General features: G+C 69.1%; 21 protein-coding genes. 13 read left to right on the top strand and 8 right to left on the bottom strand.

What is annotated here, in order from left to right; translation table 11 throughout:
- Positions 1-28: 28 nt before the first annotated feature.
- From BLV57_RS34435 to BLV57_RS34410, 6 genes are all read right to left on the bottom strand, one after another.
- Complete coding sequence (locus BLV57_RS34435; RefSeq protein WP_091296472.1) at positions 29-589, bottom strand: hypothetical protein; 561 nt, start codon at positions 587-589, stop codon at positions 29-31.
- Positions 586-1,086, bottom strand: coding sequence for a SigE family RNA polymerase sigma factor (locus BLV57_RS34430; RefSeq protein WP_091296469.1), 501 nt, complete (start codon positions 1,084-1,086; stop codon positions 586-588). Before BLV57_RS34430 ends, BLV57_RS34435 begins: the two co-directional genes overlap by 4 nt.
- Before the next feature lie 48 nt (positions 1,087-1,134).
- Entirely contained in the window at positions 1,135-2,325 is a 1,191-nt protein-coding gene (locus BLV57_RS34425; RefSeq protein WP_425426059.1) for a phytase, read from the bottom strand.
- Between the two features lie 80 nt (positions 2,326-2,405).
- On the bottom strand, positions 2,406-2,987 hold the full coding sequence (locus BLV57_RS34420) for a TetR/AcrR family transcriptional regulator (protein WP_091296464.1): 582 nt from the start codon (positions 2,985-2,987) through the stop codon (positions 2,406-2,408).
- Between the two features lies 1 nt (position 2,988).
- Positions 2,989-3,420 (bottom strand): hypothetical protein, encoded by a 432-nt coding sequence (locus BLV57_RS34415; RefSeq protein ID WP_143047222.1) that lies wholly within the window; start codon positions 3,418-3,420, stop codon positions 2,989-2,991.
- A 65-nt stretch (positions 3,421-3,485) separates the two neighbouring features.
- Positions 3,486-5,285 (bottom strand): tachylectin-related carbohydrate-binding protein, encoded by a 1,800-nt coding sequence (locus tag BLV57_RS34410; protein ID WP_176968936.1) that lies wholly within the window; start codon positions 5,283-5,285, stop codon positions 3,486-3,488.
- A gap of 351 nt (positions 5,286-5,636) precedes the next feature.
- Here BLV57_RS34410 and hisF point away from each other — a divergent pair, with 351 nt between their 5' ends.
- The 6 genes from hisF (at position 5,637) to BLV57_RS34380 (ending at position 8,825) form a co-directional block, all read left to right on the top strand.
- Positions 5,637-6,398, top strand: a complete 762-nt coding sequence (gene hisF / locus BLV57_RS34405) for an imidazole glycerol phosphate synthase subunit HisF (RefSeq protein ID WP_091296454.1) — start codon at positions 5,637-5,639, stop codon at positions 6,396-6,398.
- Positions 6,395-6,766, top strand: a complete 372-nt coding sequence (locus BLV57_RS34400) for a hypothetical protein (protein WP_091296451.1) — start codon at positions 6,395-6,397, stop codon at positions 6,764-6,766. The genes hisF and BLV57_RS34400 overlap by 4 nt, the downstream gene beginning before the upstream one ends.
- On the top strand, positions 6,763-7,116 hold the full coding sequence (gene hisI, locus BLV57_RS34395; protein WP_091296448.1) for a phosphoribosyl-AMP cyclohydrolase: 354 nt from the start codon (positions 6,763-6,765) through the stop codon (positions 7,114-7,116). Before BLV57_RS34400 ends, hisI begins: the two co-directional genes overlap by 4 nt.
- A 9-nt stretch (positions 7,117-7,125) precedes the next feature.
- On the top strand, positions 7,126-7,485 hold the full coding sequence (locus BLV57_RS34390; protein WP_091296443.1) for a DUF1304 domain-containing protein: 360 nt from the start codon (positions 7,126-7,128) through the stop codon (positions 7,483-7,485).
- A gap of 102 nt (positions 7,486-7,587) precedes the next feature.
- Complete coding sequence (locus BLV57_RS34385) at positions 7,588-8,154, top strand: hypothetical protein (RefSeq protein ID WP_091296440.1); 567 nt, start codon at positions 7,588-7,590, stop codon at positions 8,152-8,154.
- Between the two features lie 86 nt (positions 8,155-8,240).
- A complete protein-coding gene (locus BLV57_RS34380) occupies positions 8,241-8,825 on the top strand; it encodes a hypothetical protein (RefSeq protein WP_143047221.1) in 585 nt (194 codons plus the stop codon).
- 53 nt (positions 8,826-8,878) lie between these two features.
- On the opposite strand, the gene BLV57_RS34375 is transcribed toward BLV57_RS34380, so the two are convergent.
- Entirely contained in the window at positions 8,879-9,496 is a 618-nt protein-coding gene (locus BLV57_RS34375; protein WP_091296832.1) for a TetR/AcrR family transcriptional regulator, read from the bottom strand.
- An 88-nt stretch (positions 9,497-9,584) separates the two neighbouring features.
- On the opposite strand from BLV57_RS34375, the gene BLV57_RS34370 reads away from it, so the two are divergent.
- The 7 genes from BLV57_RS34370 (at position 9,585) to BLV57_RS34340 (ending at position 16,056) form a co-directional block, all read left to right on the top strand.
- A complete protein-coding gene (locus tag BLV57_RS34370; RefSeq protein WP_091296431.1) occupies positions 9,585-11,138 on the top strand; it encodes an anthranilate synthase component I in 1,554 nt (517 codons plus the stop codon).
- A 22-nt stretch (positions 11,139-11,160) separates the two neighbouring features.
- Positions 11,161-11,670, top strand: a complete 510-nt coding sequence (locus BLV57_RS34365) for a Trp biosynthesis-associated membrane protein (RefSeq protein WP_091296830.1) — start codon at positions 11,161-11,163, stop codon at positions 11,668-11,670.
- Positions 11,671-11,810: 140 nt separating this feature from the next.
- Positions 11,811-12,620, top strand: a complete 810-nt coding sequence (trpC, locus tag BLV57_RS34360; RefSeq protein WP_091296429.1) for an indole-3-glycerol phosphate synthase TrpC — start codon at positions 11,811-11,813, stop codon at positions 12,618-12,620.
- Positions 12,599-13,825 carry a tryptophan synthase subunit beta gene (gene trpB, locus BLV57_RS34355; RefSeq protein ID WP_091296427.1) on the top strand — a complete coding sequence of 409 codons (1,227 nt, stop codon included), beginning with the start codon at positions 12,599-12,601 and terminating at the stop codon, positions 13,823-13,825. The genes trpC and trpB overlap by 22 nt, the downstream gene beginning before the upstream one ends.
- Positions 13,825-14,607, top strand: a complete 783-nt coding sequence (trpA, locus tag BLV57_RS34350) for a tryptophan synthase subunit alpha (protein ID WP_091296425.1) — start codon at positions 13,825-13,827, stop codon at positions 14,605-14,607. The genes trpB and trpA overlap by 1 nt, the downstream gene beginning before the upstream one ends.
- 190 nt (positions 14,608-14,797) lie before the next feature.
- Positions 14,798-15,355, top strand: coding sequence for a Uma2 family endonuclease (locus tag BLV57_RS34345; RefSeq protein ID WP_091296423.1), 558 nt, complete (start codon positions 14,798-14,800; stop codon positions 15,353-15,355).
- Positions 15,356-15,402: 47 nt separating this feature from the next.
- Positions 15,403-16,056: a peptidoglycan recognition protein family protein gene (locus tag BLV57_RS34340; RefSeq protein ID WP_091296421.1), complete on the top strand. Its 654-nt coding sequence runs from the start codon at positions 15,403-15,405 to the stop codon at positions 16,054-16,056.
- Positions 16,057-16,518: 462 nt separating this feature from the next.
- Here the strand turns inward: BLV57_RS34340 and BLV57_RS34335 are convergent, their stop codons facing one another.
- On the bottom strand, positions 16,519-17,838 hold the full coding sequence (locus BLV57_RS34335; protein WP_091296419.1) for a glutamine synthetase family protein: 1,320 nt from the start codon (positions 17,836-17,838) through the stop codon (positions 16,519-16,521).
- Positions 17,839-17,851 lie beyond the last annotated feature (13 nt).

Here is a 17,851-nt window from a genome sequence, read left to right as displayed (position 1 = left end):
ACCGGGATAAAGCCCGCTTTATCCCGGGTCAGGGGAACTGCACGGCGTCCGCGATGCGCAGGGCCATGGGCCGGGCTTCGGGCACGCCTGTCAGCCGCAGCTGCAGCACGTGCGCTTCGTCGGGGAGCCAGGTCAGCACGGCCGTGCTCGCCTCCTCGGTGAACTCGGCGACCCGGCCCTTGATCAGGATCTGCGACTGCAGCCGCGCGATCCGCACCGCGTTCGCCGACCACTCGCGCTCGTCGGTGCCGTGGATCGTCAGCTCGATCTCGGCCGCGCCGGATCGCCACAGCCTGGTGTTTTCGCCACCTGCCTGCTCGGTGAAGCCATCGGGGAGCCAGCCGGCCGCGACCGGCGCCCTGACCTGCTCCTGGGCCTGGTCCTGGGGGAGCAGCTTGATCCCCAGCGGCACCCCCGCGGCCACCACGACCACGGCGGCGGCGACCGCGACGAGGCGCGCCACCGGACGGGGCCGCGCACGCCGCGCGAGCCGCTCGCGGACATGGCCCGCGTCGGGCGCGCGCGAGGCGATCTGGTCGAGGCCGTGGCGCAGGAGTGCCTCGGCCTGCTCATCGGTCAGTCGGCTCATCGCGGTGCTCCGGTGGGCTCTCGGGTGGTCTCGATGTCGCGCAAGGTCTTGAACGCCCGCGAGATCTGGCTGCGCACGGTCGAGGTGCCGCAGCCCAGCACCGCGGCGATCTCCTCGTCCGAGTAGTTCTCGTAGAACCGGAGCACCACGGCCGCCCGCTGTTTGCGGGGCAGCGCGGCGAGCCGCTCGAACATGGCGTCGCGCTCGGTGTAGCCGATGCTCGGGTCGTCCAGCGGCGGGCTCAGCGCGTCGAGCAGCTCGGGGGTGGACGGGCTGACCGCGCGCACCGCGCGCCGCCTGCGCCACGAGAGGTACTCGTTGGTGACCATCCGGCGGACGTAGGTGGGCGGATGCTCGATCCGCGCCCACCGCTGCTGTGCCCGCAGCAGCACGTCCTGGACGATGTCCTGCGCCAGATGCGGATCGTCGGTGAGGACGGTCGCGTAGCGCAGGAGCCCGTCCAGCCGCTCGGCCACGAACTCCTCGAAGGGGGTCACGCACCTATGGACGCGCGAGCGGCCGGACTCGCTGCTTCGGAGTGAGATTTATTTCGCCGGCACATCCTGGAGCGGGACGAACGCGAACCCGGTGGTCGGCAGGTCGCCGACGGCGGGACGGCGCTCCCCGTCGTGGACCACGAGCAGGCCGCGGGGGAACCTCGGCCCGAGGTAGGCGGTGCTGATCGTGGCGCCGTCGGAGTGCTCGACCGAGTCGGTGTGGCGGCCCGCGACGATCCGGAAGCCGACAGTCGACCGTCCGTAGCGGACGAAGCGCGAGTCGCCCTGGCTCGAGGCGAGCAGCGTGCCGTGGTCGAGCGCGAGGCCTTCGGCGTCGGCGGTGAGCCAGCGGCCGCCGAATCCGGGGTCGGGCCCGTCGTCGACGCAGGACTCGGTCGCGGCGTCGTAGTGCTGGGGGAGGCCGAACGAGCGGACCTTGTCGATGAGCACGGGCGTGCCGAACCCGGTTTCGCTGAGCGGGATCCGCCAGATGCCGACGTCCTCTTGAGCGGTGTAGACCACCCGGTTCGCGGAGTCGATCACGGTGCCTTCGAACTGCGGGCCCTCGCCGGGCTCTTCGCACGGCGACCAGGACTTGCCGTTCGGCAGCGCGAACGTGGACGGCATGTCGAGCTTGGTGACGGTCTCGGTGCCGACTTTGCCGCCCGGCTTGTCGACAAGTCGCAAAAGCGCCAGCCGCGCCTCATGGCGCTGCGTGGTGACGACCAGCCGGCCCATCCCGGCCGCGAGCCCGTACACGGTGCGCTGACCGTCCACATCGGACTCTGTGGCAGAGAAGACCGGCCGCGCGTCCGGATCGGTGACATCGGTGAGCACGTCCGGCCCGGCAGAGACCTTGTACACCCGGATCCGGTCCCGTCCCCGGTCGCTCACGACGGCGAGATCGCCGACGACGTCGACGTTGTTGAACCGCCCCGGCGCGGCGCCGGTGCCCGGCTTCGGCGGCGCGGGCACGTGCGCGATCTGGCGCGCGTCCAGGTCGAACGCGGCGAGCCCGCCCTCCTTGAGCGCGCCGAGCACGACGCTGCGCTCGGGGTGGCGCGGGTTCACCCAGATCGCCGGGTCGTCGGCGTCCGCGTTGGCCGGATCGGCCGACCCGTCGTCGACGAAGGCACGGGTCTGCAGCACCGGCGAAGGCGGGCAGGCCGCTTCGGCGGGCGCGGCGCCGAGCAGCAGGACGGCCACGGCGGGAATCGGGAGGAATCGTGCGATGGTCACCGCCGGAACCTAGGCCCGCCGGGTGACCAGAACATGAACGAGTCGTGAGTGTTCTGACCGGTTAGAACCGGCCGCGCCACTCACGACCCGTCGCCGTCCAGGTAGTGCTGGACGACCGGCGCGAGCAGCTTGACCAGCTCGTCCGGCGTCGCGTCGGCCAGCGCGGGCACCCGCACGATGTACCGCAGCAGCGCGACCCCCATCATCTGCGCCGCCGCGGCGGCCACCCGCGTGCGCGGGATGCCCCTGGCCTCGGCGACCTTGGCGAGCACGGCCTGTTCCATGAACTGCCGCATCATCGCCGCGGCGGGCTCGCTGGTCGCGGCCGACCGCAGCATCGCGAGGAACGGCGCACGCCCGTCCGGCGTCTCCCAGAAGCCCAGGAACATCCGCACCAGCCGCTCCCCGGTCTCCTCGACCGGCCCGCTCAGGATCAGCGGGACCACGACCTCCGGGTCGACCGGGATGTTCATCGCCGCGACGAACAGCTTCTGCTTGCTCCCGAAGAAGTGGTGCAGCAGCGCGGCGTTGACCCCGGCGTCCGCCGCGATCCCGCGCACGGTCGCCCCCGAGTACCCCTGCGCGCCGAACCGCTGCCTGGCGGCGTCGAGTATCCGCTCGCGGGTCTCCGTCTGCCCCGGTCGCCTGCCAGCCTGTGCCATGTCAGCGAGCGTACTTGCTGACCATGATCAGGAACTCGTCCTCGTCATCGTGGTAGAAGGCCGCCTGTACGCCGGCCTCGGTGACGATCGCCGATTGGCTGCCGAACGTCAGCGGTTCATAGACCTCGTACTCGCAGTCCAAAGCCTTGAGAAAGTCTTCGCGCTTTATCGGCGCAGGGTAAGGATCCGGTGTCAGCGGCAGCCGGATCGCCGGACCCGGCCAGGTGTGCACGGTGACATCTTCGACGATGCCGCCCCTGATCGTCAGCGCGAGGCTTTCCCAGTAGTAGGGGTAGCCGTCGATGCCCGGCTTCATGCGGATCGCCGGATGCGGGCTTCCGGGCCCCAACAGGGTTTCCGCCTCGTCGAGCGACATTCCACAATGGATCGGGCCGAGGTGCCCCGAGGCCGCGAAGGCGAAGATGTCCATCACGATCGCCAGCGTACGGATCTTCTTGCCCCCGCTCGCGCGAGCGGGGGCAAGAAGACGGCGTCGGCTCAGCCCTTGACGGCCTTGCCCAGCTTCTTGAAGGAGAAGCCGGGTGCCGCGGACTTCGCGGCGGGCGGCGGGGCGGAGCTGTAGACGTAGACGTTCTCGTCCGTGTCGCGGTAGGTGAACGCGAGCACGCCCGCCTTGGTCAGGATCAGCGTCGGGTCCGTCGCGGTGGCCACGAAGTGCTCGGGGTCGACCGCGACCCACGCGCGGTAGCTTCCGTCCGCGGCCTGGCCGGTGGACTGCACGTGGTTCTGCTCGTCACGGACGACGACCTCGATGCCGGACGCCGTGCGCACGGCGGACGGCTGGCCGACGGCCTTGACGCCGGTGAGCGCGGGCAGCGCGGTCCACGCCTGCGGCCAGGTGCTGTCGGCCTTCTGCTTCTGTGTGTAGACCACGCCGTCGGCGCCGGTCGCGAACGCCTGCATCGTGTGGTCGGCGTTCAGGACCGCGGTGGCCGCGCCCAGGGTGGCAGGCCCGCCCAGCGGCTTGACCGGCGTCGGGCCGCCGCAGCCGAGGTACTGGGCCGACTGGTAGGCGCCGTCACGGGTGCGCAGCAGCAGCCCCTTGGTGGAGCCGTCGGTGACGTACACCGGGGCGTCGCCGGTGAACTGCAGCGTCCCGGTCAGCTGGCGGTACCAGATCGGGCTGTAGCCGTCGGGCCCGACGGTCCGGCAGTACAGCTTGCCGTCGGCGGCGTTGACCGCGTGGATCACCAGGTTCCCGGGGCTGGTGGTGCCCACGGTCGCCGGGCTGGCGAAGCCGCCTCCGAGGTCGCTCGTGCCGAGCGGCGTTCCGTCGGGCTTGACGGCGGTGGTCCGCGCGACGGAGTCGCGGCCCTGGGTGAGCACGTGCACGGTGCCGTCGGCCTGCTGGGCCGCCGACGGGGTGCCGTTCACCGCGGTGTTTGCGACCTCGTGCAGCGTGATGTCACTGGAGAGATCCGGCTGCGAGCCGACGACCAGCTTGCCCGCACCGTCCACATAGGAGTATTCGAGCGCGCCGCCCGACGACTGCAGCAGCGTGGTCCGCGCGTGCGGGCGGACCGTGATCGGCGCTGTCGGGTTGAAGTTCTTCTGCAGCTTGCAGGCGTTCGAGGTGGCCACCAGGTCGGTGAACGCGTCCCAGCCGCCGAAGCCGATGGTCGACGGCGAATTGGCCGTCCAGGCCCCGGCGTCCTCCTGGTAGCGGTACCAGCGCAGATTGCCGTCCCAGGTCGCGACGTAGAGGATGTCGCCGCCCGCGGAGGTGATGTTCTTGTACTGGTCCCAGCCGCCGCTGCCGACGGTGACCGGCTCCTGCAGGAACCGCTGCGCCGACACGTTGTACCGGGCGCGGTCGAGGTCGCCGCCCGGTGTGCGGCCGTAGAGCACGCCGTCGCCTGCGGCGACGATCAGGTCGTACTTGCCCCAGCCGGAGGTCAGCTCCTTCTTGACCCAGCTGTGTGTCGTTTCGTTGTAGCGGCGCCACACGAGCGTGTTGCCCGCGCCGACCGAGTAGATGTCGCCGCGTTCGTCGACGGCGATCCGGTTGCGGTACTGCGGCTGGTCCCAGCCGGCCCAGTCGTTGTCGACCACTTCGCCCGAATCGTCGGACCAGCCGTCGCCGGTCCAGACATAACGCAGCAATTCACCAGAGGGCCGGAAAGCCCAAATGACGCCATTCGGCCCAGCGATCACTCGGCTGAATTGCGCCCAGCCGCCGTTCCCGATGACCGGGCTATCGCTTTCCAGCGCTTTGCCGGTCTCCGGGTCCTGGTGCTCGATATAGCGGACATCGTCATCGACCGCGAACAGTGGCACCGCCGCTGAGCAGCGCAAAGCCACCGCCGCGGCGGCAGGTGCAGTAGTGATGGCCAGCGGCGTGACCGCCAGCAACGCGGAAACCAGCGCAGCCCGAATGGGCGCACGTCTTCCTCGGAAATTCATGCGTTCAATACCCCATGTAGTCGAAATGTCGGCGACAGACCGGACCCCCGGAAGAATGTCCACCCCAGCCGGTAAACGTTATCCCACTTACCGCCGCCAGATCTGTGTCCCGGATCACAATCATGGGTCGTGAGTGGTATTGCCGGTTAGAACCGGCAATACCACTCACGACTGCGACCTGAGCCGCGTTCGAGGGGCCGGACCTGCGTAAGTAGGCTTGAACGCATGTCTGTAGCGGTCAGGGTGATCCCGTGTCTCGACGTCGACGCAGGTCGAGTGGTCAAGGGGGTCAACTTCGCCGACCTGCGTGACGCCGGCGACCCGGTCGAGCTGGCGCGGGCCTATGACGCCGAGGGCGCCGACGAGCTCACGTTCCTCGATGTCACGGCCTCCTCCGGCAATCGCGAGACCACGTTCGACGTGGTGCGCCGGACGGCCGAGCAGGTGTTCATCCCGCTCACGGTCGGCGGGGGCGTGCGGTCCACCGAGGACGTCAACCGGCTGCTGCGGACCGGCGCTGACAAGGTCAGCATCAACACCGCCGCCATTTCCCGGCCCGAGCTGCTCAAAGAGGCTTCGCGGCGGTTCGGTGCGCAGTGCGTCGTGCTCTCGGTCGACGCGCGGCGTGGCGGGGAGACCGAGTCCGGGTTCGAGGTGACCACCCATGGCGGGCGGCAGGGGACCGGGATCGACGCCGTCGAGTGGGCCGCGCGGGGCGAGGAGCTCGGGGTCGGGGAGATCCTGCTCAACTCGATGGACGCCGACGGGACCAAGAACGGATTCGACCTCGAGCTCATCGAGCTGGTGCGCAAGGCCGTGCGGGTGCCGGTGATCGCCAGCGGCGGCGCGGGCGCGCTCGAGCACTTCCTGCCCGCCGTCCAGAGCGGCGCGGACGCGGTGCTCGCGGCCAGTGTGTTCCACTTCGGACAGTTGAAGATCAGCGAGGTCAAGGCCACGCTGCGGGAAGGCGGGGTGGTGGTCCGATGAAGAACGCCATGGTCGAGGTCAAGATCGTGGTCGGGCTGTTCCTCGGCATCGCGCTCGCCTGGACGCTGCTGATCGCCTTCGAGGTGGTGTTCGTCGGCGCCAGGCCGCTGTCGTTCCTCGTGCCGGTCGCCAGCCTGATCCTCGGCGGGCTGGTGGTGGCCGGGATCGCGTTGCGGATGCCGTCGTCGCGGATCGCCGGGTTCGTGGTGGCGGGCCTGTTCGGGCTGCTGCACGCGCTGTTCCTGCTGGGCGCGCAACTCTGGTGGGTGAAGGTGTTCTCCGGGCTGGCGTTCGCCGGGTACATGTACGCCGCGGTGCTGCTCAATTCGATGCCGGTGCGCCGCTACGTGCTGGGAGCGCGGGCATGAGCCTCGATCCGGACCTCGCGGCCAGGCTCAAGCGCAACGCCGACGGCCTGATCTGCGCCGTGGTCGTCGAGCACAGCACGTCCGACGTGCTCATGGTGGCCTGGATGGACGACGAGGCGCTCGACCTGACATTGACCACCCGGCGTGCTACGTACTTCTCACGAAGCCGTCAGAAACTGTGGGTCAAGGGCGAGACGTCCGGTCACACGCAGTACGTCCGCGAAGTGCGGATCGACTGCGACGCCGATACCGTCCTCCTGCGCGTCGACCAGACCGGCCCGGCCTGTCACACCGGCGAGCACAGCTGTTTCGACTCCGATGAGCGCCTGCTCCTCGCCGAAGAGAAGTGAGACCCTCCGTTGAACGTCGTGGCGAACATCCTGGTCGGCCTGGTCGTGCTGATCCACCTGTACATCGTCGTGCTCGAAATGTTCCTGTGGACTTCCAAGGGCCCGAAGGCGTTCGGCGTCACGCCTGAGTTCGCCAAGGAGTCGGCTTCGCTGGCCGCGAACCAGGGGCTCTACAACGGTTTTCTCGCGCTGGCGCTGATCTGGGGCCTGATCGCGACCGGCTCGACCGGGTTCCAGTTCAAGCTCTACGGCCTGATCTGCGTGATCGTCGCGGGCATCTACGGCGCGCTCACCGCGAGCAAGAAGATCCTGTTCGTGCAGGTCGTGCCCGGCACACTGGCGCTGGTCGCGGTGCTGCTCGCCGGCTGAGGGCCTGACTCGGTAACGCAGGGGGCGGCGGATCGGTTGCCCGGGTGAGGGGTGCCGGACAAACCCCCGGTTAGCGCAGGTCAGCGGCAGTATCTTCGCCGCATGACCAACACTGGGGAGTTCCGCCGGGTCCGCTTCTTCGGAGCCCTTCTCGGCGACGACGTCCATCGCCCTGGCCCGCGGCCCGCCGATCCGGCGCTCGCGGGCGCCGCCGTCAAGCGGCTGCTGGACCGGGGCGTCGCGATGCTCGGCGGTGGCGTGGCGCTTTTCGTGATCGGCATCGGCATGCAGGTGCAGTTCGACCCCGAAGGCGGGTCGCTCGAAGCCTTGCCAATGATCGGTGCGCTGATGGCAGGCCTGGCGTTGATCCCGTACGGCCTTATCGGGCTGGGACGTTGGCGACCTCGGGTGCGGGCCGCCCAGAACGGGCCGTGGCGGGCGGGAATCGCGCTGCTCGGTGAGTCCGGCCGGAAGAACGGCGCCCGGCTGAGCGTGCGGTACGACGAGGGCGACCTGGACTCGCTCACCACGAACACGCCGGTGGCCTTTCCCTTGCCTGGCAACGTGATGACGGGCGAGCAGCGGGTCTGGATCAACGGCACCGGCGACGCGGTGACCGTGATGTTCGAGTACGGCCCGTTCCTGGTCGCCGCGCGCCGGGTCCGCTGACGGACGTGGTCTGGGCCACATCGGCTGACGGGCGAAGTGCCTGCCGCGCATGATGTCCGGGTGTGACGAGCTGGGGAGGACCGTCGATGAGTGACCTTGGGGGATTTCGCAGGATCACCCTGCGCAGTATCGCGATCAAGCACATGGACGACGTCCACCGCGATGCCACCGAAGCGGCCGATCCCGAACTCGCGGGCGAGGTCACGGCCAGGCTGTTGCGTCGTGCCGTGCTGCTCACGGCCTGGGGAGTGCTCGCGCTCATCGCCTTCGTGGTGATGGTGGCCGTGGGGTACGACGATCTGGTGGGCCGCAAACCGTCGGGGTTTCTCGTCGTCGTCGTGACGCTCGTGTTCGTCGTCGCGGTCTGCGGGGTGATCGGCGGATCGATCGGGATCGGCCGGTGGCGGCCCAGGCTTCGCGCCGCTCGCGAAGAGCCGTGGCGGCCAGGGCAGGCCGTGCCGTTCAGGGGGTCGTGGACGAAGACGGAGCTGTCGGTGCGTTTCGACTCCGGTGACGAGCAAGGGTTCGCGACCACGTGGCCGGTGCAGCTTCCCTTACCCGCGGCCGTTTTCCGAGCCGAAGGGGTGCGTGTCTGGGTCAACGGCACCGAACACCTGGCGACGGTGATGTTCGAGTACGGGCCGTTCCTGGTCGCGGCCAAGCGCACGTGAGAGGGGTCGTGAGTGTTTAGGCCGGTTAGAACCGGCCGCGCCACTCACGAGCCCTAGTCCAGGGAGCCCGTCAGGTAGCGCTGCAGGTTCGGCGCGACCGCGCGGATCACCGTGTCGTGGTCCGCCGAAGCCAGCGGCTCGAACTTCGCGACGTAGCGGACGATGCCCATGCCGACCATCTGGGACGCGCAGAGGGTGGCGCGCAGGTCCTGCTGGTCGACGTCGATCTTGGCCGCCAGCTGCGCGAAGACCTTGTTCATGAACAGCTCGCGCAACGCCTGCGCGGCCAGGTCGTGGCCCGCGATGCTGCGGATCAGCGCGGGGAACACGCCGCCGTCGGTGGCGTCCCACACCGTCAGGAAGTTGCGGACGATGCGCTCGCCGAGCCCGTCGATGTCGCCGTCCAGGAAGGACGCGATGAGCTGGGTGGGGTCGAACGGCAGGTGCAGCACCGCCTGGGCGAACAGGTTCTCCTTGCCGCCGAACCAGTGGTTGACCATGGCCGCGTCGACGCCTGCCCTGGTGGCGATCGCGCGGACCGTGGCGCCCTCGTAGCCGGACTCGCCGAAGACCGCGCGCGCGGCGTCGAGCAGTGCCGTCTTGGTGTCTTGGCCTGCGGGACGGCGGCCTCGGCGTTTACTCTCGGGCGGGGAAGCGTTCACATCAGACATCATGAACGCCCGCGCGGCAGAATTCAACAGGCAGTGAATTTGTCCCCCGCCGTGGGGAGACCGGGCCGGTTTCGGCACAATGAGGTCCATGGTCACTGCCGCACACGCAGGTCTGGGGTCGGTCAGCCCGAACCGTGATGAGTTCCGCGCCCTCGCCGAGGGCCGCCGAGTCATCCCGGTCGTGCGCCGTCTGCTCGCCGACGGTGAGACGCCCGTCAGCCTCTACCGCAAACTCGCCGGGGACCGCCCCGGTACCTTCCTCTTCGAGTCGGCCGAGAACGGCGCCTCCTGGTCACGCTGGTCGTTCATCGGCGTGCGGAGCCCCGCCGCGCTGACCGTGCGTGACGGCAAGCCGGTGTGGGTGGGGAACCCGCCGGTCGGGCTGCCGGTCGACGGCGACCCGATGAGCGTGCTGCGCGAGACCATCGAGCGGCTGCACACCGAGCCGCTCACCGGCATGCCGCCGCTGACCGGCGGGATGGTCGGCTACATCGGCTACGACGCCGTGCGCTGGCTGGAGCGGCTGCCGGAGCTGGCGGTCAAGGACATCGAGATCCCCGAGCTCACGATGCTCTTCGCGACCGACCTCGCCGCCTTCGACCACCACGAGGGCACGGTCACGCTCATCGCGAACGCGGTCAACTGGGACGACTCGGCCGAGCGCGTTGACGCCGCCTACGACGACTGCGTGCGCCGTCTCGACGAGATGACGCGCCAGCTGGCCGTCGCGACGCACCCGACGTCCAATGTGTTCGATCGGCCCGCGCCCGAGTTCAAGCGTGCCCGCACGAAGGCCGACTTCGGCGCCGCGGTCGAGAAGGCCGTCGAGGCGATTCACGCCGGTGAAGCGTTTCAGATCGTCCCTTCGCAACGGTTCGAGATCGAGACGCAGGCCGACGCGCTCGACGTCTACCGCGTGCTGCGCACCTCGAACCCGAGCCCGTACATGTACCTGCTGCGGCTCGAAGGCTTCGACATCGTCGGCTCCAGCCCCGAATCGCTGGTCACCGTGCGGGACGGCCGCGCGACCACGCACCCGATCGCGGGCACGCGCTGGCGCGGTGTCGACCCCGAGGAGGACGCTCAGCTGGCCAAGGACCTGCTCGCCGACGAGAAAGAGCGCGCCGAGCACCTGATGCTGGTCGACCTCGGCCGCAACGACCTGGGCAAGGTCTGCAAGCCGGGCACCGTCCGCGTGGTCGACTTCTTCGAGGTCGAGCGCTACAGCCACGTCATGCACATCGTCTCGACCGTCACCGGCGAGCTGCGCGGGGACAAGACGGCCTATGACGCCGTCGCCGCCTGCTTCCCGGCAGGCACCCTCTCCGGCGCTCCGAAGGTGCGCGCCATGCAGCTGATCGAGGAGCTGGAGCCGACCAGGCGCGCGCTGTACGGCGGCGTCGTCGGATACCTCGACTTCGCGGGCGACGCGGACACCGCGATCGCCATCCGCACCGCGCTGATGAAGGACGGCACCGCCTACGTCCAGGCGGGCGGCGGCGTCGTGGCCGACTCGAACGCCGAGTACGAGGACAACGAGTCGCTCAACAAGGCCAGGACCGTGCTGTCCGCGGTCGCGGCCGCGCAAACGCTTGCCGCGGCCGCCGAACTCGACCCGGCGGGTGACTCCAGCGTTGTCTAAACCACAGGGTCGTCCACTGTGGATCGTCACGGTGCTGCTGCTCCTCGGCGCGCTCGCGCTGTGGGGCGGCTCCCGCTTCACCTGGTTCGCGGAGTTCCGGGACGGCGGCGTGCGCGGGACGGTGCTCTACACCGAGAAGGGCGACCAGCGCGCGACCGTGCTCGTGCCGCTGGCGCTGCTCGCGCTCGCCGGTGTCGCGGGCATGGTCGCCACCGGCGGCTGGGCCAGGCGCGTGCTCGGCGTGCTGCTGGCGCTCGCCGGTGTCGCCGCAGCGTGGGCCGCGGTTAACGGTGTTTCCTTTCAGTTCGAGGCAGGTCTGCCGTCCGGCGCGATTCTCACTGGCCGGACTTTGGCTCTGCTCGGGGGAATTTTCGTGCTCGCCGGTGGGTTGCTGGGCGTCAAGCACGCGAGTGCCATGCCGCGCTTGGGTGCGAAGTACTCGGCACCGGCGAAGAAACGTTCTGCTCAAGATCCGGACACGGAGCTGTGGGATGCGTTATCAAAGGGCCAAGACCCGACGACTGACCACTAGTACCTGCCAAATGGACTAACGCGATGCCCCGGCCCAAGGGCTCCCACCAGCGCGGGTTAGCATCTTTTCAGCGGGAAGGGGAAGGTTTTTGTGAGCGAGACTGCGAAGGAACCTTTGAACACTGCGGTTGAGGCTGCCCGGTGAGCGTGCTCGAAGACATCATCGACGGCGTGCGCGCCGACCTCGCCGTGCGCGAGGCCGCCTTGCCGTTCGACGAGCTGAAGCGGCGCACGGCGGACGCGAAGCCCGCCCGTGACGTCATGGCGGCGCTGAAGGAGTCGGGCATCGGCGTCATCGCCGAAGTCAAGCGCCGCAGCCCGTCGAAGGGCGATCTCGCGGAGATCGCCGATCCCGCCGCGCTCGCGCGGGACTACGCCGACGGCGGCGCCCGCGTGATCAGCGTCCTGACCGAACAGCGCCGCTTCGGCGGTTCGCTCGCGGACCTCGACGCCGTGCGCGCCGCGGTCGACATTCCCATCCTGCGCAAGGATTTCATCGTCAGCCCGTACCAGGTGCACGAGGCGCGCCTGCACGGTGCGGACATGGTGCTGCTGATCGTCGCCGCGCTGGAGCAGAACGCGCTCGTGTCCTTGCTGGACCGGGTCGAGTCGCTCGGCATGACCGCGCTGGTCGAGATCCACAACGCCGAAGAGGCCGACCGCGCGCTCGAGGCCGGCGCCAGGGTCATCGGCGTCAACGCGCGCAACCTGCACACCCTCGAGGTCGACCGTGACGTGTTCGGGCGCCTGGCGCCCGGCCTGCCGATGGACGTCTTCAAGATCGCCGAATCGGGGGTCCGCGGGCCGGGCGACCTGATGTCGTACGCCGGTCACGGCGCCGACGCGGTGCTGGTCGGCGAGGGGCTCGTGGCCTCCGGCGACCCGAAGGGCGCGCTCGTCAAGCTGGTCACGGCCGGCTCGCACCCGGCTTGCCCGAGGCCCAGCCGGTGACGGAGCAGAAGCACAGCAAGCACGACCCGGACGAGAAGGGCCGTTTCGGCCCGTACGGCGGCCGCTACCTCCCCGAAGCGCTGATCGGCGCCATGGACGAGCTGTCCGCCGAGTACGACAAGGCCAGGCTGGACCCGGAGTTCACCGCCGAGTTCGCGCGGCTGCTCAAGGACTACGCGGGACGCCCGTCGCTGCTCACCGAAGCCCCGCGCTTCGCCGAGCACGCGGGCGGCGCGCGCGTCTTCCTCAAGCGCGAGGACCTCAACCACACCGGGTCCCACAAGATCAACAACGTGCTGGGCCAGGCGCTGCTCACCAAGCGGATGGGCAAGAAGCGGGTCATCGCGGAGACCGGGGCGGGCCAGCACGGCGTCGCCACGGCGACCGCGTGCGCGCTGCTCGACCTCGACTGCGTCGTGTACATGGGCGAGGTCGACACCGAGCGCCAGGCGCTCAACGTCGCGCGGATGAAGCTGCTGGGCGCCGAGGTGATCCCGGTCAAGACCGGTTCACGCACGCTCAAGGACGCGATCAACGAGGCGCTGCGCGACTGGGTGACCAACGTGGACACCACGCACTACCTGCTCGGCACGGCGGCCGGTGGCCACCCGTTCCCGGTGATGGTGCGCAACTTCCACAAGATCATCGGCGAAGAGGCCCGCGCGCAGATCCTGGAGCTGGCCGGCAGGCTGCCGGACGTCGTCGCCGCGTGCGTCGGCGGCGGCTCCAACGCGATCGGCATCTTCCACGGCTTCATCGACGACCCCGGCGTCCGGCTGGTCGGGCTGGAGCCGGGCGGCCACGGCATCGAGACCGGGGAGCACGGCGCGACGCTGACCGAGGGCACGCCGGGCATGCTGCACGGCGCGCGGTCGTACCTGCTGCAGGACGAGGACGGCCAGACCATCGAGGCGTACTCGATCTCGGCCGGGCTCGACTACCCGGGCGTCGGCCCGGAGCACTCGTGGCTCAAGGACACCGGGCGCGCCGAGTACCGCTCGGTCACCGACGACGAGGCCATGCAGGCGATGAAGCTGCTGTCGCGGACCGAGGGCATCATCCCGGCCGTCGAGTCGTCGCACGCGCTGGCCGGCGCGCTGGTGCTCGGCCGCGAACTCGGGCCGGACGGCCTGATCGTGGTCAACCTGTCCGGCCGCGGCGACAAGGATATGGACACCGCCGCCAAGTACTTCGGGTTGGTCTGATGAGCACGCTGGACGATCTGTTCAAGCAGACCCGCGCCGAGGGCCGTGGCGCGCTGATCGGGTACCTCCCGGCCGGTTTCCCGACGCTGGCGGGCTCGAAGGACCTGCTGTCGGCGGTCATCGACGGCGGGGCCGATCTGGTCGAGGTCGGGGTCCCGTACTCCGACCCGGTGATGGACGGCCCGACCATCCAGCGCGCGGCCGAGACCGCGCTGGACGGCGGCTTCCGACTCAAGCAGCTGTTCGAGGTCGTCGAGGCGGTGTCGTCACGCGGCGGCAAGGCCGTCGTCATGACGTACTGGAACCCGGTGAACCGTTACGGCGTGGACGCTTTCGCACGCGACCTCGCGTCGGCGGGCGGGCTGGGCCTGATCACGCCGGACCTGATCCCTGACATGGCCGACGACTGGATGGCCGCTTCCGAAACGCATGGGCTGGACCGGATTTTCCTGGTCGCGCCGTCTTCTTCGGAGCAGCGGCTCGACCTGACCGCCAAGGCTTCTTCGGGTTTCGTATACGCCACAGCGGTTATGGGCGTGACAGGCGCTCGGGAAAGCATCGGCGCCGGCGCTGAAGAACTCGTGCGCCGTACTCGCGCGCACACGGAGCTGCCGATCGGCGTCGGACTGGGTGTGCGCTCCGGCGCGCAGGCGGCCGAGGTCGCGGCGTTCGCGGACGCGGTGATCGTCGGCTCCGCGCTGGTCACCGCGGCCGACGGCGGAACCGACGCGGTGCGCGCGTTGTCCGCCGAGTTGGCCGAGGGTGTGCGAAAGGTCGTTTAACGGCTTAAGAAGCGCTGCGAAAGGACCGTTTTCCCTTTAACAAGAGGGAAACGGTCCTTTTGCCGTTGGTGGCGTTGGGCGGAGCGGAAATTTCTCTCGATACTCCCGGTGTGTCAACCACCGACAAGGAGTCACCATGTCACACTGGGCAACGGCAACATTGCACAAACCGTGCGAAGGGGGGAGCGTCATGGTCGCTCCAGCCGAAACCGAATCCGTGCCGATACGACCAGGCGGCTGGACCGCCGACGATGTATTGGCCTTCAGTGAAGACCAGTTCCCCGGCCAGCGGGTGGAACTCGTGGACGGGGCGCTGCTCGTGAGCCCCGCACCGTCCTCCGGTCACCAGCGACTGCTGCACCGGCTTCAACTCCAGCTGGCCACCGCGCTGCCGGACGGCGCGGAACTGCTGCCGGGCGTGAACGTTCGCCTCGGTGGCAAGAGGTTGCTCGTGCCCGATCTCGCGCTGGTGGCGCGTGCCGGGATGGAAACCTCGTGCTACGACGAATCCGATCTGCTGCTGGCGGTGGAGATCGAGTCACCGTCCACCCGGCTCAGGGACCGCGGCCTCAAGCACACGCTGTACGCCGAGGCCATGGTGCGGTACTACCTGCTCGTCGACCCGGATCTCCACGCCGCGACGCTGTTCGAGCTCGGCACCGGTGAGTACGTGCCGATCGCGCGCAGCGAGAGCGGCCGGATCGAGCTGCACAGGCCGTTCGAGACCACTGTGGACCTGACCGGCTGACCTGCGATTTGTACGAAAACTGTATGACCGGTCGGCATCATCTCCCCATGGAGATCGACTTCGACCGCCGCGGCTTCCTCCGCGCAGCCGGGCTCTTCGCGGGCGCGTGCGCGGCAGGGCTGCTCCTCCCCGGAGTGGCCGCTGCCGCGTCCGCGCCCAAGATCTACAGCTGCGCGGACTGGAAGGCCCGGCCGCCGTCGGAGCCGCTGACCACTCTGGACCATCCGGCCAACCGGATCCTGATCCACCACATGGCGAACGCCAACAGCGCGGAAACCTCGCTGGCGCACGGATGTCAGGTCTGCCTGGACAACCAGCAGGACCACATGGACAACAACGGATGGTCCGACACCGGCCAGCACTTCACGGTCAGCCGGGGCGGCTACCGCTTCGAAGGCCGCCACGGCAGCCTGAGCGCGCTGCGGTCCGGCAAGCAGATCGTGCGCGCCGCGCATTGCCCCGGCCAGAACGAAAACGCCATCGGCATCGAGAACGAGGGCCTTTACACCACGGCCGAACCGCCACAGGCGCAATGGAAGTCACTTGTCGTACTGTGCGCCTATGTCTGCAGGCAGTACGGCATCCCGGTGACGGAGATCAAGGGACACCGGGACTTCTTCAACACCGAATGCCCTGGCGACCTGTTGTATTCGAAGCTACCCCAGCTGCGCGCGGAGGTCGCAGCCGCTCTGGGGCACTAGAGGTTGTGAGGGGCATGCGGCGCCCCAGCCCCGCATGCCCCTCACAACTCCCAAAACCGTGACAAAGCCCGCCAAGCTCCGCACAGGCAACGGAGACGTCGCAAGTTACAAGGGCGGCCCTTGTCACTCAGAGCGTTACAAGGGCGGCCCTTGTAACGTCCCGCCTCCTCCACTGGGACCGCCCGCAACACTCGCGACCGCGACCTGGCGAGACCTGGCCTGTATGAAGGCTCCCCTCATACAACCCGCCCCGTATGAGGGGAGCCTTCATACACCCGGGCCTGGATGAAGGCTCCCTTCATGCCGCTATACGCGATGAAGGCTCCCTTCATCCAGTCAGACCTGTATGAGGGGAGCCTTCATACAGGAAGGCGCAGAGAGGGCTTGCCGCTCAGTAGTAAGCACTTGAGGGCGCCATCGCTCACGACCAAGACCGGGATAAAGCCCGCTTTATCCCGGTCCTCAAGGCAGCCAGCGGCGAGCCTCTGTCAGCTGGTCCGGCGAAAGTCCTTCGCAGACGCGGATTTCGCCCTTGCGGACGTCCACCAGTGTCGTCGCGAGTTCGGCGCCGAACGTCGAGTTCAGCAGCTCGTCCGACTCGAACGCGGCCACGGCCTCGGCCAGCGTCGACGGCAGGCGCTCCACATCGGGCAGCGTGCCGGGGTCGACGTCGAGCGGCTCCGGCAGTTCCGCGTGGCCGAGCATTCCGTCGAGTCCGGCGAACAGCAGCGCCGCCACCACGAGATACGGATTCGCGGTGAGGTCGAAGCATTTGACCTCGAGATTGGGTGAGCGCCCCGCGATCAGCCGGAGCGGCGCCTCGCGGTTTTCCAAGCCCCACACCCGGAAAACCCCGGCCCAGTGGTGCGGTTCGAGCCGCAGGTAGCTGACCACCGACGGCGCGCCGATGGCCATCAACGCGGGCAGGCGGCGCAGGATCCCGGCGCTGAACCCCTCGGCGAGCGCGGTCATCCCGAAGCGCCTGTCCCCGCCGCCGAACAGGTTCTCGCCACCCGCGGACACGCTCAAATGCACGTGACCGCCATTGCCGACGCCCTCGGGCGCGAACTTCGGCGTGAACGACGCGCGCAGCCCGTGCGACTGGCTGACCTTGCGGATCGTCTCCCTGACCAGCACCAGGGTGTCGGCGGCGCCGACCGGATCCTCCGCGCGGACGGACAGTTCGAACTGACCGGCCGCGTACTCGGGATGGATCTGCTCGACCTCGATCCCTTGACTGTCCAAAGCGGACACAACGGCACGCAGGTAGTCGGCGTGCTCGGAAAGCCTGGTGTACCCGTACGCCGGACCGCCGACCGGCTCGTCCGCCACGGCCACCCACTCGACCTCGAAGGCGAGCTGGACCGTGAACCCGCGGGTGCCGAGCATGCGCACGGCGTGTTTCGCGAGGCCGCGCGCGTCCTGTGGGTGGACCGCGCCGTCCTGGGTGCGCCGGTCGCCGGGCGCCCATGCCCAGCCCGGCTGTGCGGTGAGCACGGTCAGCCGGTCGAGGTCCGGGTGCAGCCTCAGGTCGCCGACGGGACCTCGGGAGTACCGGCCGCCGGTGATCTCGTCGTTGAACAGGAAGAAGTCGAACGAGTTCGACGCGCCGACGCCCCAGGCCGCGGCCTCGGCCAGCTTGCGCAGCGGGACCGCCTTGGTGCGGACGATGCCGCTGTTGTCCACGAACGTGGTCGCGACCAGGTCCACCCCCTGCTCGGCCAGCAGGCCGGTCATTTCCTGGGCTCGTGCCTCAATGGCTGCCCGATCGAACTCGCTCATGGCTCCCCTCTCG

It is taken from the genome of Amycolatopsis xylanica, assembly GCF_900107045.1.
Taxonomy (GTDB): Bacteria; Actinomycetota; Actinomycetes; order Mycobacteriales; family Pseudonocardiaceae; genus Amycolatopsis; species Amycolatopsis xylanica.
Note: the sequence above shows the minus strand (reverse complement) of the source record. Positions and strands in the feature narration are given on the sequence as shown.